A 25,418-nucleotide genomic window follows, 5' to 3' on the forward strand; every position below is an offset into this window, starting at 1 on the left:
GGAAATAGCGATAGCGCAGATTAGCTGCGCTAACTATTGTTGACTAAGAAGTCGCGTAGCGCGAGCGTTTTTAATCGCAAGAAATGCTATTCCAATGCCAATAAAAATCAGCGTAAAAATGGCAAGCAAATAAACAACACCCACTCCAAGCGTTGTGGAATTAAACGTGTTTGGCGCAAAACCAAACCATCCTGCAGGAGCCTTGTAATTCAAAAAATTGTACGGCGCTGCCATAGCATGCTCTCCCCATCGCATGCCAGCAAACTCGCTTAAACACACAGCGTACGCAACGTAAGTGAGCGGCGGAATCGTAGCAAAATAAACGTGCGCGCGGCTGGACTTGTACTTGTAATCAAAAAGAACAAAGTCAAAAATTGCGAGCAACGGCGTTATAAAATGCACGCATAAGCTTGAGCACCCATTGTTCATGTACGCGCCAACAAATCCGAGCTTGTTTGTAGGAGCCAAAAAGCACAGGTACAGCGTAAAAGTGACGGCGATTGAAATCGTCATCATAAATTTAAAAATGTACCATGCGTTTGGCTTTGCATCCACCCAGGCTCCAGCGCGCTCACTCTGTTCATCGCTTTTAGATTTAAGCGCACTTCGCGTGTCTAAAATCAGCGAGCCAAGCAGCGCAACGCAAATCATCAAGTTAGAAAGATTCGTAAAATACGTTAGTGCCATTGAATCCCAAGACATTGCCATTCCGTAAATGGACGAAACTATTGCAATAATTCGAATCATGGTTCTTGTAATGTAATCTTTGCGCGCCAAGACTAGTGTTTCGCTCATTCTTATCTCGCTTTCAAATAATTTTTAACTCTCATCTATGTTCTTCAATGTTTTATATAAATAAGATTTACTATACTTGACTCCGATCTAGGAATAGCAAAACGTGCAAAATTTAATGGCGATTTTTGTAGATAAGGCCAAACAATCTCCTGCAGCGCAACGGTTCTGCCGAAACGTTGCAATGCTTGCTGTACGTTAACTCGCCACTAAATCCGTTTCCGCTAAGCACAGACGCCAACCATCCGCGCCTACCGAATGCGCCCGACGCGATGAAGAGTGCCATTAATATGCTGAACAGGAAGGTATACGTAATAGCAGCGTTTCCACCAGTAAACGGCAGCGGAATCGGCGACACGTTGATGCCAGTAATCTTTATGTAACCTATGATCGGAGCTGTTTCTTTACTCTCATCATAGCCAACGCTCTTATTATCTGACTTATCTTTTGTCTGCGCGTATACGGCGTAAACAGCCGTATTGCCATGAGTGACAAGCATCTGCTGCAATTTGTCAGAATCTACACTTTTATCGTCCTTCAAAATAGGCGTGCAATCATCCTGTTGAGGCTTATTATTGTTCATCCAACGCACGCATACTTGAAGATTCTTGTCAACTACATCTTTAGAATCAAAATCATCGCTAGCATCTACTAACAATTCTTTGCCGCCCACTTTACCGTTAGTGTCTGGATTACCTGTGAAAGTGAACTTAATGTCATTAGCACTAACCTCGTAAGGCTTACTCATAGTCGATTTCTGAAGCGAACCTATAGATTCAGCTTTAGGCTTTATTACATCAACCGGCACTACGTATACTGGAAGAAGTGTAGGTGCAGAGGCAACATTCTTAAAATGAGTTTGTGCATTATAGCCATACGTGTTCTTTAAGCTATTCATTGCCCAACCGTTAGAAAGCGACAAAGCATAAACTGGAGCAATAGCCTTTTTAGATGTTCCTTTTATGTCATCTGCAGTTTCTATGTTCTTATGTCCGCCTAAAACTTTTTCAAGATTAAATGATTCAGAATTGACACTCGTACAATTTGGATTTGCAGTATCACCGCCCTCACACCATTTGTTCACAGTAATATCTTGAGGACTCATATTCAAATAATTATTACCCAATGTACTGTAATTCATGCCATTAGTGTTAGAAACATTTAATCCGCCACCATAGTTTCCATTACCTAATACTAAATCAGGTATATTGATATACTCATCGTTCAGCGTGAAGAAACCAGAGCCATTGCCGAATTTATCTACTCTAGTTTTGCCATCAGGGAGCTGTACCGTAACTTCCTTACTACCTTCGCCATTTTTCTTATCTGTACCACTTACAACGCGCAAAGATGGTTGAATCTTCTTAAACTCATCTTCACTCATACCAGATGGAACATTCGGCTTAAGAGTGAGAGCATTCTGTAATTGGTTTAAATCGATGCGCTTGTCTTTCGTACTCGCGTTATAACGGTACACAAGCGATTGATGACCAGGCGCGCCAACCAGTTCAAAGCCAGGGTCGCTAGAACGCTCACCAATATATGGCTTCTTCTTATCCCAAGTAATCGTGTAGTCAGCGGCAGAATTACTATCACTTCGCAGCTTAGCAAATCTTGTTACAATATTGCGCCTAGGCTCTGGCGTTACAGTTCTCCTACGCCATCCGCGCGTAAGTATAAACGAGTCCTGCTCGCTACCTACATTAGAGTAATTATTGCGTCCATCATCCTGTTTTTGAGGAGCAATATAGTTCCCACGTTTCCACGTAACTTTCGACTCATTTGCGGCAAGAGTATCGTCATCATCATCTAAGCTAGCGTTACTATTGTCTACACTAACACCACTTCTTGTATTAGTAGCATTATCGAGCGAATCGTTATCACCCGAGTCTAGCCATTTGCCTCCTGCATTTCCGTTGCGCAATACATGATTCACAGCACGCTTTTCGGAATCATTCAGAAGCAGTGGATGCACTTGTACTACTTTCTTATTGACTACGACTGGGAAGAATACACAGTCAGACGGTTCACTCCACACCTTTGGAGCCTTACTTTCAGGACGGCATACAGAACTTCTCTTAGAAGACAAAGAGTCAACTGATTGAACACCTCGCATGTCTTCTTCTTTTGCACTATTTGCTCCGTTTTGAGCCTGACTTACATTTTCACTACCTGAAAGCTTCTTCAAATCATTATTAACAGAAGTAGTTTCATTAGCATCATTTGCTAACTCATCCAAATTTTCGGATTTAACGCCAGGCATATCTGACCAAGGTCCGTAAGATCCAGTGCGATTCCTTGCACGCACTACGCTTCCAGGGGCTAGGAAACCTGATGGGAACAATATTGCAGTTTTATCGCCACCAAATGCTGTCTGATTTAGATCATTTGTACTTAGCCCTTCTGGGAACGTGTAGCCATCACACAAACTCCACCTATCACCTGTTTTAGCTCTACATAAGGCCAATGATTCACTAATATCACTATCATCATTTATACCTGTAGTAGCATCTGCACTTCTACTGTATATTGCATTAGCACCAGCATTCCTTAGCGATACTGTATTACCAGTTTTTGCTGCAGCTTTCTTTGCGCGAGCAAAATACACTACGAGTCGAGTTGCATTATTTCCAGAAATCACAGACACCTTATTGCTGTAATTAGGAGCAGAGGCTCCTTCCCAATCATGAAGCCACACGCCAGAACCAGACAAATCATTATAGTGATTACCATCGTATGCTCGCACAACTGGAGCTTTAGCTACAGTCCAATTGAACTTGAATTTGCCTACTACTGCTTCGTCACTCTTGTTTCCAGAGTCGTCAGTTACTTGCGCAATCATCTTGAAGGTTGGAGAATTTTTAGAATCGTTTCCACGCCATTTTTCTATAAATCCGCGCAACAGTTCCTTATTTGTATTGCCTCCTGTTACAAACCTTACGCGAGGAGCTTTTTTAGTTTTCGGATCTGTTGCACCTTCTGCTTCAATGTCTATGCTCAGAGTATCCTTCAAAGCTTTGCTTACATGCGTAGTCTTATCTGCAACATTGAAATCATCATCCAGTGCAAGCAAATCTACTACGTTGAATAATCCCGACTGCTTTGTAATATCAGTCTTGTTCATATCAATAGTCGTAACAGTTCCGCAAGAATCAGACTTTGTTTTAGTAGGATTGCACTCGCCAAGAAGCTTCTTACTAGGATCGTTAGCATCTTTTACTGAAATCCACGGCTTGTTCTTGTCTACTGGCACGAACCACACGTTAATTACATTTGGCGTATGATCTTTGTCACCCTCGTCTCTGGCCTCTAATTCTCTCCACGGATTACCGTTGAAAATATATAGCTGCGCATGCAAAGGGTATTTGTTACCACTTTTCTTTAGAATAGCAGCACCAATATTAGCTCCAGAATCTTGCTGATTATAATCTTCGCCACCTGGCATAACGTAACCTTGAGGCTGAACAAAATTATCTTTATCAGTAATATTATTTGTGAATATAGTCTGACCGCCGCCAAGATTACTATAATTAACTAAATCAACAATATTAGCCCATTCTCCGCGCGCATTATTTACTTTACGTGCGTAGCCAATTCCATCACCGCGATTAGGCATTCTGTTGTATCCACCCCACAGCTTTTCTATGGTTGTCTTATTAGTAGAATCAGCAGCATTAGTGTTCAATGGGTATAGTGATGGCTGTATTTGGTTTCTAAGCCATCGGCTTTTCTTTGTGCCTTGGAATAAGCTCAAAGCCTCATTCGTGTTGAAGTTTTTATTATCACCTTGGTTAATGTTGAATCTGTACACCAAATACTGTGAGCTATTTTCATCACGACCGTACCACTTAAAGCCATCGTCTGTGTTACGACCGTTTATTTTTCCACTGCCGTATGACCAATCATAATCTGCACGAATATTAACAAATCGCGTGATTTTCTTCTGCTTTGGATCAAGTACAGTTTCCTGATTTTGATCATCTTTAGTGTCATTGCCTGTACCAGTTGCTTTTACTACTTTAAAAGTCTTTTCTGAACCAGACCTATTTTGACCAGTATTTTTACCGTCAGGAGTTACAGAAAGGCAGATTTTATACTGCTTTGTGTTGTCTTTACAAGAATATTTATCGCTTGTGCCGCCAAGAGTTTTAGTTTCATCTTTCGACCAACCAATTTCATCTTTTCGGTATTGGAACAAACGCGGATTCTTTTGCTTAATTCTATCTATCAAACCTTGTTTTTCGGAAGGATTCAGCTCATACGGGTTCACCTGAACCATGCCATCGTCTGGCCAAGTCATATCTAATGGCAATGGGTCAGAAGATGCATTCAAAGTTGTTTGAAGCTGAGAAGCATTATTGCCAACACCCGCATAAATTCTTGAACCAATCTCTGCCAAATGCTCTGGGATAGTTATTTCACCAGTTTTTGGATCAAATGTTATATCCTTCTCATAAGGCATAAAGTTAGTAAAGTACGAATGATCAGGTTTATCATCGTTAAGCTGTTGCCAATCTTCACCTGCTTGACGAGTTAACATAATACCGTGGCATGATTTATTAGGACAATCACTAAATATTCTGAATGTATCAGTTTCTCCTACAGGCTTCTGCTTTGGCTCACCTCTTTTCCATATGCGAACAGCTAATACTGCAACTTGCTTAGATTTTGTTAAAAGATTAACTTTACCAACGTATCTACCATTTGGCTGTTTTTGCCAACGAACATTAGGAGCAGTAAACTCATCGCCAGTGATAATAAGCTTAATCTTTTTTTGAACCTTATTTCCAGCATCATCCCAAGCGTGGAACGTAAACTCTTTAACACCAGAATCATTAGATTTAAGTTCAGGACCATTTGTTTCACTTGTAGTTACATAACCTGATTGATCTGTAGCACTATCAACGCCTACAGGCTTAGATTGATCATATTTATTAAAAGCAGTTGCTTTAAATTGTTCACTTGTTGACTGTATATCTGTTTTATTGTTGTTATCTTTTACCTTTTCCTTGGTTCCCATGTACACGTGTTTATCATCGTGACCAGTTACTAGGAATCTAATTCTGCTGCCAACCGATATTTTCATACCATTTTCAGGCACAGATCTAGGCTCTCCACCATTGATGCTAACTTTTACGTCTATAGTCGGCTTCTCATCATCAACATGCGTAAACACAAGTGGTAATACGCCAGTAGACTCATCCCAATACGTTATTTTTGCGTACTTTGCAGCAACATACACTGGCTTTACTTCTGGCTGTTCACCAAATTGAAGCATAATACGATTTTCATCATTAGGATTAGTTGGGGTTGCGTATTCTTCCTTTACAGGATTTGAGAAGTAGTCTTTTGCAAGTTTCGCATATTTTGCTTTTTCGTCGCCAGTTAACTTTTGGTCAACTGTTTTACCACTAGGCGCATCATAAAGTTTCCAAATATAACGCTTTGTATAATTTAGCGGACTAAGCTTACACTCTTGACTATCTTTATTTTTCGCAGCTGCATCCGCTTGTGCAGACTTATCTGCAGCTTTATCAGCAGCTTTATCATCATCGCCCTTACAAGGATCTACTACGTTTACAACTGGAACTCTTACAGCAACCTTCGTTTCCGCATCTTTCAGAGTGTTAGATTTCTTAAGCGAACCATCTGCATTTGTCCATTCAACACTATAAATGGCGCGATCTTTAATCGCCGCGTTTGCACCAGAATCTTGGCTATACAAATAACTATCGTTAAGCGGATACTCTAAACCATGAGCATCACCAGGAATTTTACCATCCTTAATAGAACCGTAGTAAACAGAGTCATCTGAATCTGAATATTTACTATAGTTTTCAAGATTATTACTACTATGCGAATCTGGCATATATAAACGCGGATTCAATGCGTGAGCAAATTCATATATTTTACCCTTGTTATCAAGATAATTCACATAATCTGCAGCTTTTCCTAAACTATCTTTAGAAGACCTATATTTTGGATTATCTTGCCACTCTTGAGCCTGCAGTGGTCTAAACACATCCGCTTGACCAATAATATCGTACTTTACTTTTTTAGCAGAACCCATTTGAAGCTTGTCATTCCAATATTGAACAGTCAAATCGTGTATGCCAAACTTTGAATCTTTTGTATTAATGTTAGTTTTAGGATCTAATGGTTTTCGCCACCATCTGTTTCCACGAGCATACTTGTTTTCTGACGCATTATACTTTGGCAATAATGAAAGCTGGCCTTTAGCCCAAACTGTATTATTACCACATTGTGCTTCAGTATCTTTATCACACACTTCTTGTCTTGTAGGTTGGAATAACAAACTCGTAACATCAATATTCTTAGTATGAGCCAATAATTGACCATTATTGCTAGTAAAAGGACCTAAATGTGTACCACGAAGGAAGGAGTAATGCGGCACATTTATATCTACAAGATTAGGTATTCCATACCATTGCTGATACAAAGTAGTGTATTCGTAAGTTGTATGGCCTGATCCAATACGATAATTTGACAAAGAGTATTTAGGATTCCTACTATATGGATCGCCTAAACCGTATCTTGAAAGAGGACCATGCCAAGTATCTCCATAATAGCTTCCTGCACCATAGTAGGAAGTACTCAGTTTTCCATATTTACCATTATTCGATGTTGTATAGTGAATATGGTAGCTATAAGGTGATTTGCTATCATCAAATTGATTACGTAATGCAAAAATCTTTGCTCGTGGCTCTTTATCAGTTCCTCGAAGCTCAGAAAAGAGGTTATCTATCAATTTTATATAAGTGTCATTAAATTTTTGAGTACCATCTGGAGGAAGACGAGTACCAGCTTTATGTTCACCTTCACTTGGGAAACCATAGTTACCAGAATGATAGCAGTCAAAGCCGTAAGAATCACATAATCCAAGTTTACTATTGCTATCATCTCTAGACTTTTGCGTTCCACCTTCAAAAACACCAACATTGTCTATAGCATTTGAATTACCAATTCGATACCACGCTTTATCAAGGGTCTCGCCATCGTTAAGTGTCTCTTTTCTAGTGCCCTCATCAATACAAAAACCGTTTGGATTAACCCAATCTTTTGCGCAACCGCGATTCTTTGCATCAAAATGCAAGCGCTCTACATACTGGTCATACTGACCATTACTTGTGTCGAGACTCTGATCTTTAGGAACAACAAAATAGGTCAAAGCTTTAGCAGCACCATGAATGCGCGCACCCATGTTTACAAGTACATCCCAAATATATCCATTACCATCACGTTTAGGAGTACGTTTCATAAAAATGTAATCGTGAACATCGTCAAGCTGAATACGATTTAAAGAATCAACACCATTTTTATTTTTCAAATAAGCTAAGTTACGTATACGTTTTTGCAGGTATGTTCCACGCGGATATGGAGTAAAGTTTGGATCATTATTCGTATAAATACCCTGAGGTTGATCATAGCCACTATCTTCGCGCCAAGGATTATCTCCACGTTCCATATCAGCACCTTTTGACGCGCGATGACCTGTTTCATCACCATCATCTGTAATGCATTCAGAACGAGCATAATTACGATTACAGCCGGGACGAAACTCCATCCTGCTGCGATCGTAACCCATTTTGTCTCCATTTGAAGATCGTTCTGTATTATTGAATATTTCATTGGAGCGATCCATGCCAAAAGAAGTATAAGATGCACCCTGCTTAGCCATACCTTTGGCAGCGCTCATCATAGCACTGTCAATAAGTCCTTTATCAGACGCATCACCCTTAGCGGCGTTGTTAGCAAGATTATTATTTACGCTTACACCATTTTTCAGCTTTGCAAACGCATTGTTTTGTCCATCGACAAAAACTGGAGGTTGCGATGGCGCAGAAATATCGGCATTATCTGCATCTACATCGGCATTAGGCTTAGCAGCAGATTTAGGCTTATCGCCAGACTTATTGGACTCATGCTTTTTACCAGAATTACCAGAGATAGCCGCATTCGCGGCAGTGCCACTGTCAGCAGCTACAGCGGTGTTTGCAGTTAGGCACATCGGCAGCCACATAGCCACCGAAATCAGGAAAATAAGAGCAGCCTTAGTCGCATGCTGAGCTAAACGCCCTATCAAGACGATAACGCTTAGCAAACCCGTCCAAATACTTCTCATTTGTCCACCTAAACTCTCGTGTGCTAATTTCCACATGCCAATCAATGTATTAAGTTTTAAAATCTTAAATTTTGATGTATTTAAATTTTGATGTATTAAACGCATCAATTTTTTTAACGTATTAAGTTTTAACCTATTAACTTTTCAGTTTTTTAAGCTTTGAAGCCTTCGGACGCTTGCCCTGCGCAAAACCATCAATAATCGACTCAAAGGATTCCTGACTAATCCTTCTCGCTTCTTCGGAATCCCTATACATCTGCTTGTTTTGGTCGCCATAAATGCCAAGCCAAAGAGTATCGTTAGTCTGGTCATCACCATTGGCATCACTATGGTCATCACCATTATTTCGATCATCGCCGTTCTGCTTATCGTTTTTCTTCTTTTTCTTCTTAACAATCGGCAGACCAGCCCAGTAAATGTAGCCTCCAACCACACTCAAGCTTGCAATGCTCCCAACAAGCCACCACGGGAATCTCGGAACATCTGGCTTTTTACCAAGCAAAGACTTGTCCGCAGCAGGAGTCGGTATTACTCGCTCCCCCGTTACCAAGATTCTCTGTGTGTTGATTCCAAGCGGTGTGCAAGTAATCAGAGTCACAAGATCCTTGCCTGGCACTGCAGCAATCTTCTTTGTTTCGTCTGGGTTTACAACAATTTTTTCTATCACCTTGTAAGTGAGAATCTCGTCAAAAACCTCGATCGTAAAAGAATCGCCCTTATCTATCTCATCCAATCTCGTGAACATTTCCGCACTAGCCAAACCACGGTGGCCAGTAATCACTGAACGAGTTCCTAATCCTCCAACTGGTAGAGAAGTTCCGCGTAAATGTCCAAGTCCCTTAAGCAGAGTATCGTCCTGCGTACCGTGATACACGGGCAAATCTAGGTCAATTTTCTTAATGCGAAGGCGAGCCATAAGACCATCGTCATTCGCTTTCAACTGATCCCAATAGTTTTGACTAACGTCAGACGTTTCGCCATGGGATGTTGGAATATTCGTGTTCGCCTCATATATTGCGCCTACGGATAGCTTGCGATTGTATTCGCGCGCGCGAGCCAGCTGCTCATGCGGAGCTGGAATAGCATGCGTGATTAGCTTAGCGTATTCTTCGGCTACTTCCGACATGTGATACTGGCTTAACCACATTGCTGCATGTGGGTATAACAGTGAGGCGAACGATGCGGTTAATAGAAGCGCTGGAACGATAGAAGATTTAGAAAATCTCCACTTTCGCTTATCGCGCTTCTTATGCTTAACCACAACGTTTCGATTTAAGAATAAAAACCTAAGCATTTGTTGCTTTGCGATTGGACTTTAAATTGGATTTGCGATTTTATTTGCGATTTGATCTGCGAATTAATTTTCGGTTTTGTGAGCCGATGCGAGTATTCGCGAATCCGCGCAATTCACTCACTTGAATACGCAAACACTCGCATACAGCTTAAATCACAAAACCAATCACAAAATAATCACAAAACCAAGTAAGCCTTACGCTTCTTCTTGTTCCTTGCGACGACGAGTGATGATGTAGAACAACGTGCCGCCCAAGCCAACAATGCCGAATGCAGTGAGCAACACTAATCCGCGAGCACCAGTCATTGGCAGTGCGCCAACAATCTTGTCCAAGGCTGTTGAAAGCTTGTTGACTACTTCTTTACTGTTCTTAGTTGCAGCATCAGCCTGACCCTCAACAGTTAAGTCGTAGCAAGTTGGCTTGTCTGAAGACTGATAACCAGCAGGAGCCTTGGTTTCCACAATGCAATACTTCTTAGATGTAGTATCACCATTGCCAATAAACAGTTCTACAGAAGCTTCACCATTGTCGCCAGTAGTAAGTTTAACGTCATTGACCTTCGTGTTGCCGTTATTGTTACTAGTTACTTCTTCGTTTTTTGTTGGATTAGCATTGTTATCTTTCATTGAGTAAACTTCGAACTCAGCACCTTTAAGTGTCTTCTTATCTTGACCTGTCTGTTCATTGACCTTAGTAACCTTTAGCGTTGCAAAGTTAGTTACAGACTGACCAGGATTATCGCACGGCTTACCTGTAGTTGGAACGCATGGCTTTGGATCATCCTTTTGACCCGTTACAGTATTATTAACCTCAGTGTTGATAACGTTAACAACCTTTGTAGCGCCTTGCTTAACCTTAGCAGTAATCTTGGCAGTAAGCTTCAAAACATTACCGTCGCCAAGATTCTTATACAATGTATCAGCTTTACCTAAACCAGTATTATTTAAAGCAACAGTAACTAATGTGAATTTTTCTGTCTTACTGCCAACTGTATATGTCTTGGTATTATCTGTAGTAACAGTGTAATCTGTATCTTTAGTTAAAGCCTGCGAAGCATCGTTACCAGTAACAACAGCACCGCTAGTCTTATTAAACTTTGAAATCTTAACATCGCTTATGCCGCTAGCAGCATCAAACACTAAATCCTTCATTAAAGGATCAGTGAACTTAATAGTAGTGAATTTTGTAGCAGGAGCAATAAGGTTCAAAGGAATAGTAATATCCCAAGACATTGTTGTAGCATTATTGCTCTTTATGTCGAGCGAGCTTGGAGCATTAGCAGGAGTCTTCTTTGGAAGATCAGTGCTTGTATCATTCTTTGGATACACGTTCACATCGTAAAACCACTTCTTCGTAGTTTCATTAGCGAGTGGAGTCGTCACAAAGAATGGATCCACACCCTTTGTAATGGAAACTGGCTTCCATGTCTGTCCATCTTTTAATTGCGCTCCAGAAACATCCGTTTCCTCAACGTAGTACAAGCCCATCGGTAGTTGTTCAAACTTGCATGAGCCATCTTCACCTGTTGTGCACGACTTTCCACTAGCCTTATCAACACCTTCACCAGCATCGGTATACTTATTAAACTCTGGATTAGTGCCAGCTATAAAATCATGAGCGGTCTTCTTGTTGTTCTCAGCTGTTGCGACTAGATTTTCTAAGCCTTTGATCTTCTTCCATCCTTCAGACGTAGAAAGATCAATTTCATCAGCACCCTTCTTTAATCGCCACAGAGTAAACTTAACACCCTTAACTGGCTTTCTATTAGAAAGATCTTTTACTTCCTCACCATTAGCGCGTATAGTTCCAGCAGGGTTATTTTCATATTTATGAATAGTAATGGATGTAGTACTTTTCTTTGTAGTATCAATAGTAGCTGTATTAACACCAGCATCCTTAGCATAAGCAATAGAGCCAGCAATACAGCATGTTCCAAGTGTGCATACCGCCGCCAAAACAGCAACGGTGCGCTTCAGCGAATTCGTATTTAAACGCATGTTTCCTCTCTTCTTTAGAGTGACATCTCGTTATGAGAATTTTGTGTTTAGAAAGAATCGCCCATGTGATTAGACTTTTCCGCAAAAATCGCATAAATATCGCGAACTACAGATTCCTCTCACTGGGCTTCTATGCGCACTAAAGCTGTGCGCCAAACCTTCATTGACTAAAACAGACTAGCATTTTGCAGCGTAAAAATCACCTAAAAATCACCTAACAAAAGCCTACTAAAATAAGCTTTTAATACCCCCCCCCGGTATCGTTGAAATATCAGGGTTTTCTCAGCTTAATAAGTGATTAAAATTGTTAAAAATTCTTTCCGAATTTTTGCTAAATTCGCACCTTGGCGTGTCGAATAAACCGCGTCGTTATCGCTTGCGCGAACAGCGCGCGAACGTCTTCGCCGCGCAGAAGCAGTGCTTCTGCTTTGAGCGGCTCAGCGCTCCAAATTGCCTTTTCGCGCTACGCTCTAAGCGAAAAGGCAGGTCGTCGCGCGCGTTTGTTTTTCCCTTTTTCAGCAAATATGACTACAAACACGGGCAAAAATACACAAACACAAGCGAATCAAGTCAAATTGCATTTTATAGCAAAATGTCGATTCTGCAATAAATCATCAAAATAAAATTATCGATTTTGCAAAAATCTGTTAAAATAAAATAATCGATTTTGCAAAGAATGGCGGAATTACAATGATTTATAACCTTAATCAATCAGCATCTAGCACAACATACACTGAGCGCAAATTTCCACGCAAAATCTATTCGCACATGCTCAATTGGAAAAACTCTTCTAACGGGAAAACAGCACTACTCATAGAAGGACCACGACGCGTAGGAAAATCCACTATTGTAAAAGAGTTTGCGCAAAATGAGTATGAAAGCTACATATTAGTGGATTTTTACACAGCATCTCCAGAAGTAAAACAACTATTTGAAGACCTTTCAGATTTAAACTACATCTTCTTGCAACTCCAGCTTACATATAAAACAAGCCTCAAAGAACGCAAGTCGTGCATTATTTTTGATGAAGTTCAACTCTGCCCAAAAGCGCGCCAAGCAATTAAAGCCCTAGTCAACGACGGAAGATACGACTACATAGAAACGGGCTCACTAATTTCAATCCACAAAAACGTTAAAAATATTCTTATTCCAAGCGAAGAACGCAAACTAAAAATGCATCCTATGGATTATGAGGAATTTAAATGGGCACTTGGCGACAATACAACCATTCCGCTTCTAAAAAAACTCTACGATTCTAAAAAACCAATCGGTCAAGCAGCATGCAGAAAAATGCTAAGAGATTTTAGACTTTATATGCTTGTTGGAGGAATGCCACAAGCTGTTGAAAGCTATATTGAAACCAACGATTTTAGTGCTGTAGATAGAGTAAAACGCGATATTCTTTCACTTTACGAAGATGATTTTATAAAAATAGACCCTACTGGTAAAATATCTGCAATTTTTGATTCTATACCAGCTCAGCTCATGTCTAACACTTCCCGTTACCATGTTTCGAGCGTTCTTGCTGGCAACAGAGCAAATACTGTTCTTGAACAACTAGCTCAACTAGAAGATTCTGGAACTGTGCTAATCTCCCACCATACTAACGATCCTAATTCTGGAATGGCTCAACACAAAGATTTATCTAAGTTCAAACTCTTTCTTGCAGATACTGGCTTGTTTGTTACGTTAGCATTTAAAGACAAGTCTTTTACAAGCAACGACATTTATATGCGATTGTTAAACGATAAGTTGCAAGTAAATCTAGGTTATGTATACGAAAATATTGTTGCTCAAACTTTGAGCACTCATGGACACGAATTGTATTATCACACTTTTATGGACGGCGACGCGCGCTTAATCGCGGACGATACTAATGTTGAGATTGACAATCACGATAATCGAAATAATCACAACAATCGCAGCTATGAAGTAGATTTCTTGATTGCTGATAAGAACAAGATTGTGCCGATTGAAGTAAAGAGCTCAGGTTATAAAACGCATGCTTCGCTTGATACTTTCGCGCGCAAGTTTTCTTCGCGAATCGCACGGGAAATTCTGATTTATACAAAAGACTACCTACATAACGGAATGCTGGAATACATTCCAATAGTAATGACTGAGTTCTTGTAATTCGCTCACGTCTTCGCTTGCGTTGAAAGCACATACGACTACAAACACGGGCAAAAATAAACAAACACAGGCGAATCTACGACTTCGAGCTTAAAGCGTAGCGCGAGAGGCGCTTTGACTGAGCTTGAAATTGCATAACGCATTTCAAGCTCCTTCAAAGCGTGATTTGGCTCAAGCATAAAGTCCAGTGGACTTTATGTGCCAAATCAGCCGAGCGGCTACTAATAGCCGCGAGGAATAGAGCGCTGAGCCGCTCAAACGTAAAGTCCAGTGGACTTTACGTGCGGCAAAAACGTGAGCGCGCTTAGACCGCGCGAACGAAGTGACCGCACTTTACACCAGATTTAATACAAAACACGCAAACGCAAAAAAACAAAAAGCCGCTGCAAGATGTGTAAAACAACTTGCAACGGCTAATTCAATTCAGACTAGCAAAATCAAACCTAGAGATTTAAGCAAATCACCCATAAATAATATAGATAGCCTAAAATCGCCAGTTATACCTAGCCTGATTAGTTAAGGTCATCGTCATAATCACCCTGACCACCCTGATCATCAAGGAAGTCATCTGGATTAAACTCATCCCCAAGCTGCATGTCGCCAAAATCAATGTTCGAGAAATCAACATCTCCCATGTTGCTCTCGCCAAAGTTTGACGGAGTGCCATTTGCTCCACCCAAACCAAGGTTTGGATAAACAGCATCACGCACCTCAGGATCTGCAAAGACATCCGCATTACGATAACGCGCCAAACCAGTACCAGCTGGGATGAGCTTACCAATAATAACGTTCTCCTTCAAGCCCTTAAGATCATCTTCCTTCTGGCTCAAAGCAGCTTCAGTAAGCACGCGAGTAGTCTCCTGGAAGGATGCGGCAGAAAGCCAAGAATCTGTAGCCAAAGAAGCCTTTGTAATACCCATAAGCTCTGGACGACCAGCAGCAGGCTTACCACCATTCTTAACAGCCTCAAGATTTGCTTCACGGAACTTAGCCTGATCCACAAGTTCGCCTGGAAGAAGGTTCGTGTCTCCAGAATCAATCACCGTAATGCGGCGAAGCATCTGGTGAACAATAACCTCAATATGCTTATCGTGAATATCAACGCCCTGAGAACGGTACACGTTGTGCACTTCTTCCACAATGTTCACCTGAGCAGCACGAGGACCAAGAATTCGCAGAATCTTCTTAGGATCCACAGAACCTTCAATCAGCTGCGTACCAACCTCAACGTGGTCTCCATCCTTAACAAGCATTGGAGCACGACGAGTTACTGGGTAAACGATTGGCTCAACCGTAGTATCGTCTGGAGTCAAAGTCACCTGACGACCATGGTCAGTATCCTCAACCTTCACAACACCTGGGAACTCAGCAATTGGAGCTTCGCCCTTAGGTGTACGAGCTTCGAAAAGCTCGGTAACACGAGGAAGACCCTGCGTAATATCGCTTGCCGAAGCAACACCACCAGAGTGGAAGGAACGAAGCGTAAGCTGCGTACCAGGCTCACCAATGGACTGTGCTGCAACAATACCAACAGCCTCGCCAACATCAACAAGAGAGCTTGTAGCCAAAGACCAACCGTAGCACTTTGCGCAAACGCCACGCTTAGACTCGCAAGTAAGCACAGAACGAGCCTTAACTTCTTCGACACCATGCGCAACCAAGTCACGCAAAACATCCATCGAAAGCGCGTCACCACACTTTGCCAAAACGGTTGTACCGTCTGCTGGATCGAGAACATCTGCAGCAAGCAAGCGCGAGTATGGACCACCATCAGCAGCCTTAACAAGCGTCAAATTGCCATTTTCGTCGCGGTCCGCAATCTTCATCATAAGACCACGCTTTGTGCCGCAATCTTCCTCACGAACAATAACTTCCTGAGAAACGTCCACAAGACGACGAGTCAAGTAACCAGATTCTGCAGTACGAAGTGCGGTATCAGCCAAGCCCTTACGCGCACCGTGCTGGGAGATGAAGTACTCCAACACAGAAAGACCATCACGGTAGTTTGACTTAACAGGACGAGGAATAATCTCACCCTTAGGGTTTGCCACTAAGCCTCGCATACCAGCAATCTGACGAATCTGCATCCAGTTACCGCGTGCACCAGACTGAACCATGATGTTCACGTTGTTATCATCATGGAAGTTCTCGCGCATAGCATCTGCAACCTTATCGGTGCATTCAGTCCACAAGTTAATCAACTCTTGACGACGCTCTTCATCTGTAAGAAGACCCATATCGTACTGGGAGTTAATCTTTGCAGCCTGATTCTCATAGTCTTGTGCAATAGACTCACGATTTGAAGGAAGCACAATATCAGAGAATGCCATTGTAACGCCAGACCAAGGTGCTCGAGTAAAGCCAAGATCCTTCAAAGCATCAAGGGATGCGGCTACCTGAGCAGTGGAATAACGTGTAGCAATATCGTCAACAATCTTGGAGAGAACACCCTTTGGAACCTGCTGGTTCACAAACGGATAGTCCTCTGGAAGAGTGCCGTTAAACAACACGCGACCGTAGGATGTGGCGAACAATACAGTTCCATCCTTAAAGCGCTCTTCATGAACAACATCTGGGCTGCCTGGCTCTGGATCTACGACCTTAAGTTCTCCTGGCTCCCAATCCTTTGGTAGCACAAAGTCCTCTGGCACGCGGATTAATACCTTTGCCTGCATGTCAATCTCATGCTTGTCGAGTGCCATTTGAGCCTCTGCAAGCGAAGAGAAGATTCTGCCTTGACCCTTTGCACCGTCTATTACTGTAGACAAGTAGTACAAGCCCAAAATCATATCCTGAGATGGCATGGTAACAGTGTGACCATCTGCTGGCTTCAAGATATTGTCGGATGCCATCATCAAGCTGCGAGCTTCTGCCTGAGCTTCGGCGGAAAGTGGCAAATGCACTGCCATCTGGTCACCATCGAAGTCAGCGTTGAATGCGGCGCAAGCAAGTGGTGGAAGGTGAATTGCTTTACCTTCAACCAAAATTGGCTCAAATGCCTGAATACCCAAACGGTGAAGTGTAGGAGCACGGTTAAGAAGCACAGGATGTTCAGAAATAACTTCCTCAAGCACACCCCAAACCTCGGAATCTCCGCGATCTACAAGGCGCTTTGCGCTCTTCATATTCTGAGCAAAGCCCTGATCCACCAAACGCTTAATAACGAATGGCTTAAACAGCTCCAACGCCATTGGCTTAGGCAAACCGCATTGATGCATGCGGAGGCTTGGACCAACAACGATTACGGAACGGCCAGAATAATCAACTCGCTTACCGAGCAAGTTCTGGCGGAATCGACCCTGCTTACCTTTAAGCATATCGGAAAGCGACTTTAGTGGACGGTTCGATGCACCAGTTACTGGGCGACCACGACGACCGTTGTCGAAGAGTGAATCAACTGCTTCCTGAAGCATGCGCTTTTCGTTATTAAGCATGATTTCAGGAGCACCAAGTTCAATCAACCTCTTCAAACGATTGTTACGGTTGATTACTCGACGGTACAAGTCGTTCAAATCGGATGTTGCAAAGCGTCCACCATCAAGCTGAACCATTGGTCGCAAATCTGGTGGGATTACTGGAATAACGTCCAAAACCATTGCTTCTGGCTTGTTTCCAGTAGTCAAGAACGCGTTTACAACTTTAAGTCGCTTCAAAGCGCGCGCCTTGCGCTGACCAGTACCATTGTCGATTTCTTCGCGAAGTTCTACGGCAGCAGACTTAAGGTCGAAGTCCTGCAAGCGCTTCTTGATTGCTTCAGCACCCATGCAGCCTTCAAAATAGTCACCGTAGCGGTCTTCCATTTCTCGCCAAAGGTCAACATCGCCTTCCATATCTCCTGCGCGTAAGCCCTTAAAGCGATCGAAAACTGCGTTCAAACGCTGAATCTGCTCATCGTAGCGAGTACGAATAGCAGCCATTTCTCGCTCTGCTCCAGCGCGCAATTTAGACTTTGCGTTGCCTTTTGCTTCGCCTGATTCTTCCAGCTCGTGCAGGTCTTCTTCTACCTTCTTTGCGCGAGCTTCAATCTCATTGTCGCGGCGCTTACGAAGATTGCCGATTTCCGTATCGAACTCGTCTTGCAAGTCTGGAAGATCTTGGTGACGCTGCTCTTCATCTACCTTAGTAACCATGTAGGCTGCAAAGTAAATAACCTTTTCCAAGTCTTTTGGAGCAATATCAAGCAGGTAACCCAAGCGGCTTGGCACACCCTTGAAGAACCAAATGTGTGTTACAGGAGCCGCAAGCTCAATATGACCCATGCGTTCACGGCGAACGCGGCTGCGTGTAACTTCCACGCCGCATCGCTCGCACACGATTCCCTTAAAGCGCACGCGCTTATACTTGCCGCACGCGCACTCCCAGTCGCGAGTAGGACCGAAAATCTGCTCACCGAACAGACCATCCTTCTCTGGTTTAAGGGTACGGTAATTAATGGTTTCTGGCTTCTTAACCTCGCCGTGGCTCCAGCTACGGATGTCGTCGGCAGTGGCCAGTCCAATCCTCAGTTTGTCAAATGCGTTGACGTCCAGCACTATTATCGTCCTGTCTCATGAAATTGTTTTTCTAAGTTTCTTAAAGTGATTAGTGATTAGTGATTAAGTTATTTCTAATCACTGGCATCACTGGTATTCAGGTTCTTGAATAACTTGATCTTCCTTGGCGGACGAATCTGGTCGTGCACCAATGTTGAAGCCCAAATCTTCAGAAGACGACACCGGATCATCATCCTCATCCTTCATGTCAATTGCCACTCCTTCGGAGTTAAGCACCTCAACATTCAAGGAGAGAGACTGCATTTCCTTGAGCAACACCTTGAAGGACTCAGGAATACCAGCTGGTGGAAGGTTATCGCCCTTGACAATAGCGCCATACACACGCACGCGGCCGTCAACGTCATCAGACTTTGTGGTCATCATTTCGTGCAATGTGTAAGCAGCGCCATAAGCCTCAAGCGCCCACACTTCCATTTCGCCGAAGCGCTGGCCGCCGAACTGCGCCTTACCACCCAACGGCTGCTGGGTAATCATAGAGTAAGGACCAGTGGAACGAGCGTGAATCTTATCATCAACCAAGTGATGCAGCTTCAAGATGTACATGTAGCCAACAGAAATTGGCTTAGGGAATGGCTCACCAGTGCGGCCGTCAAACAATGTTGCCTTACCGTCGGAACCAACAAGCTTATTGCCATCGCGGTCTGCAAGCGTAGTGCTCAAAAGACCCTTCAAGGTTTCTGGGCGCACGCCGTCGAACACTGGAGTTGCAACAGGAGTGCATGGATCGCCATGCTCAGCGCCTTCTGGCACATACTTCTTCCAAGCAGCCTCAAGGTCTGGATCCAAATTAATATCCCAACCAGCGTGAGCAATCCAACCCAAGTGAAGCTCGAGCACCTGACCCAAGTTCATTCGAGAAGGCACACCCAACGGGTTAAGCATAATGTCTACTGGAGTACCATCAGCCAAGAATGGCATATCCTCTTCTGGCAAAATGCGGGAAATAACACCCTTGTTGCCGTGGCGACCAGAAAGCTTATCGCCCTGCGTAATCTTACGATGCTGAGCAATGTACACGCGAATCATCTGGTTTACGCCATTTGGAAGCTCATCGCCATCGTCTTCAGCGTCTTCACGAGTGATTTCCTTAACAGCAATCACAGTACCAGTTTCGCCGTGTGGCACGCGCAAAGAAGTGTCTCGAACTTCACGGCTCTTTTCGCCAAAGATTGCACGAAGCAAGCGCTCTTCTGGAGTAAGCTCAGTCTCGCCCTTAGGCGTTACCTTACCAACCAAAATGTCGCCAGCTTCCACCTCGGCACCAATGCGAATAATACCGCGCTCGTCGAGGTTTGCAATAGCGTCTTCGCCAACGTTTGGAAGGTCGCGAGTAATCTCTTCGGCACCAAGCTTGGTTTCACGAGCATCGATTTCGTACTCTTCAATGTGAATCGAAGAAAGCGTATCGTCTTGCACAAGACGCTGGGAAATAATAATAGCATCCTCGTAGTTGTAACCATTCCAAGGCATAAACGCAACGAGCAAATTCTTGCCGAGTGCAAGCTCACCCTTGTCTGTTGCAGGACCGTCTGCCAAAACTGTACCAGCTTCAACACGCTCGCCATCTTTAATAAGTGGCACCTGGTTGTAGCAAGTAGTCTGGTTAGAACGCTGGAACTTAGAAAGCTTGTAGCTGGACTGAGTTCCATCGTCGTTCATAACGCGAATAATATCTGCAGAAACGTAGGTTACAACGCCTGGCTTTTCGGAAAGAATCACGTCTCCAGAATCAACTGCAGCACGCCATTCGGAACCCGTACCAACAAGTGGACGCTCCGACTTAATAAGCGGCACAGCCTGACGCTGCATGTTAGTACCCATCAAAGCACGGTGGCCTTCATCGTGCTCCAAGAATGGAATCAAGCTTGCGCCGAGGGAAACCATCTGACGTGGAGAAACATCCATGTAGTCAACAGTGCTTACAGGAACATCGACTGCTTCTTCTTCGTCAACACGAGCAAGTGCCTGAGTGCCAACAAAGTTGCCATTTTCATCGAGTTCCTGATTTGCCTGAGCAATAACGTGCTCGGCTTCGCGATCTGCAGTCATATATTCGACTTCGTTAGTCACATGACCATTAACGACCTTACGATAAGGTGTTTCAATAAAGCCGAATGGGTTGATGCGACCAAAGGTTGCAAGCGAACCGATAAGACCGATGTTTGGACCTTCTGGGGATTCGATTGGGCACATACGACCAAAGTGGGATGGGTGCACGTCTCGAACTTCCATAGATGCGCGGTCTCTAGAAAGACCACCAGGACCAAGAGCCGAAAGACGACGCTTGTTTGTAACGCCCGCCAAAGGATTGTTCTGATCCATAAACTGGCTAAGCTGAGAAGTTCCGAAGAACTCCTTAATAGTAGCGTTAACTGGTCGAATGTTAATCAACGACTGTGGTGTAATCGCCTCAGCATCTTGCGTGGTCATGCGCTCGCGCACAACGCGCTCCATACGGCTTAAGCCAGTACGAATCTGATTCTGTACAAGCTCGCCAACCTGACGGATTCGACGGTTTCCAAAGTGATCAATATCGTCCACGTCTACACGCAATTGCACATCTTCGCCATCGCGCTTGCCTGGGAAGGTCTTTTCGCCCGAGTGCAAAGTAACCAAATACTTGATTGTGGCGATTATGTCTTCGCGATTCAAGCTGCGATCGTTGTAATCCGCTTCCAAACCAAGCTTGCGATTGATCTTGTAGCGACCAACGCGCGCCAAATCGTAGCGCTTTGTGTTGAAGTAGAAGGATTCGAGCAAATTGCGACCCGCGTCTGGAGTTGCGGTATCTGCTGGGCGAATCTTGCGATACAAGTCTGTAAGAGCATCATTTTGAGTGTCGATTGGCTCTTTTTCTAGAGCGTCGAGAACAAGAGGATACCCTTGGAATGCCTCTGCAATTTCTGGCTTAGTCATGCCAATTGCCATCAAGAACACGATTGCAGACTGCTTACGCTTGCGATCTACGCGCACGCCAAGAACATCGCGCTTATCAATCTCAAACTCAAGCCACGCTCCGCGACTTGGAATGATTTTTGCGCCAAAAACGTCTTTGTCGGAAGTGCGATCTTGCGTGCGGTCAAAATACACGCCTGGGGAACGCACAAGCTGGGACACGATTACGCGCTCAGTGCCGCCAATAATGAATGTTCCGTGTGGTGTTTGCAGCGGGAAATCACCCATAAACACAGTCTGGCTCTTAATCTCGCCAGTTTCGCCGTTTTCAAACTCTGCGTTTACATACAAAGGAGCGGAATATGTGTAATCCTTCTCTTTGCACTCAAGCACAGTGTGACGTGGCTCTTCAAAATATGGATCCGAGAATGTGAGGCTCATTGTCTCAGCAAAATTCTCAATTGGAGAAATCTCTTGGAACACTTCTTCCAAACCAGAGACATGAGGCACAGTGTGAGTGCCATTTGCCTCATCTTCTTCGACGCGCTTCTTCCAACGCTCGGAGCCGATCAGCCAGTCAAAGCTGTCGGTTTGCACACCGAGGAGGTATGGCACATCGATTGGCTCACAAATGGAGCCGAAATTCACACGATCCGACGCTTTATGCAATTTAATGCTGTGCTCGTCGGCACGCGCGATGACTTTGGTGGTGTTCGTCGTAGCTTGTTCAGCAGCCAATGGACGTTCCTTTATCGCTAGCTAGTTTTCTTAATCCTTGGGAGCTTTAGAAAATCGCAGCAAACGCGCTTAAAATCAACGATTTTGGGTTTGCGGGCGCCTTCTTCGGTTCCTTGAGTATGCCCGCTATATGACACACCTTGTACAAAGAAACGATTTTACCCCTTCACATCGACTTTTGGCGCCATTTGTGCATGTGCTAGCGAACAGAAATAACCACGGGATTGCTTTGTAATCCTGACACATCCTTATGCGCAATTTGTGCAATGTAAGTTCCGCGCGAAACTTTAGGCAAGTCGGCGTCATCTAAGCAATCCTTGCCGGTAGGCGTTCCGACTGTAGCATCCGTGCTCCATACGATTTTTTTCTCGTACGAATCACCTTTTGCCATTAACAGAGGCTTGAGTGGAATTTCGCACACATCTGATCTCCACTTCGGCTCTATTTTCTGCTGCTTTTCTTGCTTTTCTTGCTTTTCTCTAGATTGATCAGACTTATCAGACTTATCAGACTTATCAGCACTTACGCTGTCTCCAATTGTCAACACCATTCTGCCATCCGACGCATCTATTCTGCAGGAATCATCTCCTTCATGAACTACGCGAGCAGTAAATTCTACGCTTCCTCCCATCGGTACAGATTGCGATGCTGAGGTTAATTCAATACGGACGTCTTTTGCACTACATTTTTTTATAATTCCAACAGGTCTTGGGTCTGGCACTAGTTGTTTAGATAGAGTAACGTCTGAATGTTTGCTTATAGCAGTTCCGATTGCGGCAATTCCTTTGAAAACGCTGATTATGCAAAAGATACAAAACACTAAAACAGCCAGCAGCCCCACGCAAACTATGATTCGGCGGCGAATGTACATGCGGCGGCGCGCAGCACTAATCTTCCGCTTCGGTTTACGTTTTAACACAGGCATAGTCACCATTGTAATGCATGAGTAGTTTTAAGACTATTTTTGACTATAAGCTATTTTTATAGACTATTTTCCGCCCTCAAATCCAAGCTGACGCCACGCTTCATAAATGGCGATTGATGCGCAATTTGTAAGATTTAAGCTTCTAAGCGAAGGACGCATTGGCAAGCGAACCTGTTCCGCAACATGAGGGCCAGCCATAATATCCATTGGGTCTGGAATATCTCCTGGCTCTGGTCCAAAAAGCAAAATATCGTTCGGCTTATACTCAATATCTGTGTAAAGTTTTGTGGCATTTGCAGTAAACGCGATTATGCGAGAATTTGGCATTGATTCCACAAGGTTTTCAAAATTCGGGTGCATAACAACGTGTGCCATATCGTGATAATCAAGACCCGCGCGACGAAGCTTTGTGTCTTGAAGATTAAATCCAAGCGGCTCTACAAGATGCAAAATGGTGCCCGTTACCGCGCAAAGGCGAATCGCAGAGCCTGTGTTTCCTGGGATTCTAGGCGAATAGAAGCACAAGTGCGGAGTTTGAGTTTGCGCAGTGCTTGCATCTTGCGCGCTTAGCATGGCATCCATAACGCTGATTGGATTTCCGTGCGCGTCTGTTACAAGCTCGTCCGGACCGTAGTTTGACTTTCGGTAGCCGTACTCATACATCTGCTCTACACGATTGACTGGGTTTTGTGCGTCTTGCATATTTTTATCTTCTTTACTTTTATCTTCTTTACCTGTGACTTGCATACTCGTAATAATCACCTCAATAAAATCATCATAATAAAAATAAGCGCAAATCCTGCAAAATCAGCCCACGAGAACACAGCTCCCGTAAACACAACAGCCGTGATTGCAGCCATAACAGGCTCGCTCGCCCCCAAAAGCGTTCCGCGCACAGATCCAACTCGCATAACGCCAGCCAAAAACATCCAATATGCGCCAAAAGTTCCGCCAACAATCGTAAAAGTAAACAGCAAGTACGCGCGCAAATCCAAAGGAGGCATTGTTTGCCATGGCTTCACAAATGGCATCATAATAAGACCTGCAATAATAAACGTAATTCCGTTTACAGTAAGATTTCCCCATTTTGCAATCAATTTAACTGGCATAATCGCAAGAGCCGCCGTACTTGCAGCATCTGCCAATCCCCACAAAAGTCCCATCAGCGGCAGCGAAAGCGAGCTAAAATTGCCTCCCGTTGCCATAAGCGCAGTTCCTGCAAATGCAAGCAAAACACCAATGTTTTCGCGCAAAGTCGGAGTTCTTTTTGACCGCAAACACACATAAACAAGCACAAAAAGCAGATTCAGGCTTTGCAAAACAGTAGCCGTGCCAGAATTAGTCCAGTCGATTGTAAAAAGATACGCCACTTGCGTTAAAAGCACACACACAATACCTGTTACAACTAGCATTGGCCATGATTTTTTTGTGCTTAATGCACCAACGAGTTGCTTGCGATTAACAATTGACGCAACGATTACAAAAAGCACGCCTGCAGCAAGCTGACGAACGCACGCGATTTGCAACGGACTCACAAGGTATTGCGACATTAGAATCTTAGAAACAGTAGCATTCGTGCCCCAAAGCGCGCCACCAAGAATCGTCAAGATTATGCCAATCATCATTGTGCGCGGACTATGATCCACCGCAGGATTTGGCTTTTTAGGCTTTATTTTTTGGATATTCTTTACAAAACCAACATCCATGCTAAACACCTTCTAAACTTACATCCCGTACTCGCTAATAATCCTGTAGTTTTGCGCATATGTAGTAAGTTGCAAGTCGCAAATCTAGCAAATCGCTTACTACATATGAAAAATCTACACTATCACATAATCAACAACACGCACATAATCAACAACACGCAATTGCAAGGATTGCATGTGCAATAAATCTATTGAGGTGATTTGAGAATCGTAGATTCGTTAGATTTGCATCATGCGTGAG

At 43.5% G+C, this 25,418-nt stretch carries 10 protein-coding genes; 1 reads left to right on the forward strand and 9 read right to left on the reverse strand.

All coding sequences use genetic code 11. The annotated features are described in order from the left end of the window. Positions 1-33: 33 nt before the first annotated feature. From HXT60_RS04955 to HXT60_RS04970, 4 genes are all read right to left on the reverse strand, one after another. On the reverse strand, positions 34-795 hold the full coding sequence (locus tag HXT60_RS04955) for a hypothetical protein (RefSeq protein WP_421790926.1): 762 nt from the start codon (positions 793-795) through the stop codon (positions 34-36). Between the two features lie 112 nt (positions 796-907). Further along, positions 908-8,935, reverse strand: coding sequence for a cell wall-binding protein (locus tag HXT60_RS04960; RefSeq protein ID WP_421790928.1), 8,028 nt, complete (start codon positions 8,933-8,935; stop codon positions 908-910). Positions 8,936-9,071: 136 nt separating this feature from the next. Beyond that, positions 9,072-10,229, reverse strand: a complete 1,158-nt coding sequence (locus HXT60_RS04965; protein WP_119676119.1) for a class C sortase — start codon at positions 10,227-10,229, stop codon at positions 9,072-9,074. A gap of 195 nt (positions 10,230-10,424) precedes the next feature. Beyond that, positions 10,425-12,227, reverse strand: coding sequence for a SpaH/EbpB family LPXTG-anchored major pilin (locus tag HXT60_RS04970; protein WP_421790930.1), 1,803 nt, complete (start codon positions 12,225-12,227; stop codon positions 10,425-10,427). 690 nt (positions 12,228-12,917) lie between these two features. On the opposite strand from HXT60_RS04970, the gene HXT60_RS04975 reads away from it, so the two are divergent. After that, on the forward strand, positions 12,918-14,360 hold the full coding sequence (locus tag HXT60_RS04975) for an ATP-binding protein (protein ID WP_285068687.1): 1,443 nt from the start codon (positions 12,918-12,920) through the stop codon (positions 14,358-14,360). 512 nt (positions 14,361-14,872) lie between these two features. Here HXT60_RS04975 and HXT60_RS04980 read toward each other — a convergent pair. The 5 genes from HXT60_RS04980 to HXT60_RS05000 all read right to left on the reverse strand — a co-directional run bounded on the left by HXT60_RS04980 (position 14,873) and on the right by HXT60_RS05000 (position 25,177). Next, complete coding sequence (locus tag HXT60_RS04980) at positions 14,873-18,892, reverse strand: DNA-directed RNA polymerase subunit beta' (RefSeq protein WP_004138747.1); 4,020 nt, start codon at positions 18,890-18,892, stop codon at positions 14,873-14,875. Positions 18,893-18,979: 87 nt separating this feature from the next. After that, complete coding sequence (gene rpoB / locus HXT60_RS04985) at positions 18,980-22,546, reverse strand: DNA-directed RNA polymerase subunit beta (protein ID WP_004116667.1); 3,567 nt, start codon at positions 22,544-22,546, stop codon at positions 18,980-18,982. Between the two features lie 199 nt (positions 22,547-22,745). Further along, complete coding sequence (locus HXT60_RS04990) at positions 22,746-23,471, reverse strand: peptide ABC transporter permease (protein ID WP_415702599.1); 726 nt, start codon at positions 23,469-23,471, stop codon at positions 22,746-22,748. Positions 23,472-23,534: 63 nt separating this feature from the next. Beyond that, entirely contained in the window at positions 23,535-24,173 is a 639-nt protein-coding gene (locus tag HXT60_RS04995) for a tRNA (cytidine(34)-2'-O)-methyltransferase (protein WP_226988348.1), read from the reverse strand. 56 nt (positions 24,174-24,229) lie between these two features. Next, positions 24,230-25,177 carry a DMT family transporter gene (locus HXT60_RS05000; protein ID WP_004138573.1) on the reverse strand — a complete coding sequence of 316 codons (948 nt, stop codon included), beginning with the start codon at positions 25,175-25,177 and terminating at the stop codon, positions 24,230-24,232. Positions 25,178-25,418 lie beyond the last annotated feature (241 nt).

Source organism: Gardnerella sp. KA01002 (assembly GCF_049244015.1).
In the GTDB taxonomy this organism is placed as follows: Bacteria; Actinomycetota; Actinomycetes; order Actinomycetales; family Bifidobacteriaceae; genus Bifidobacterium; species Bifidobacterium vaginale.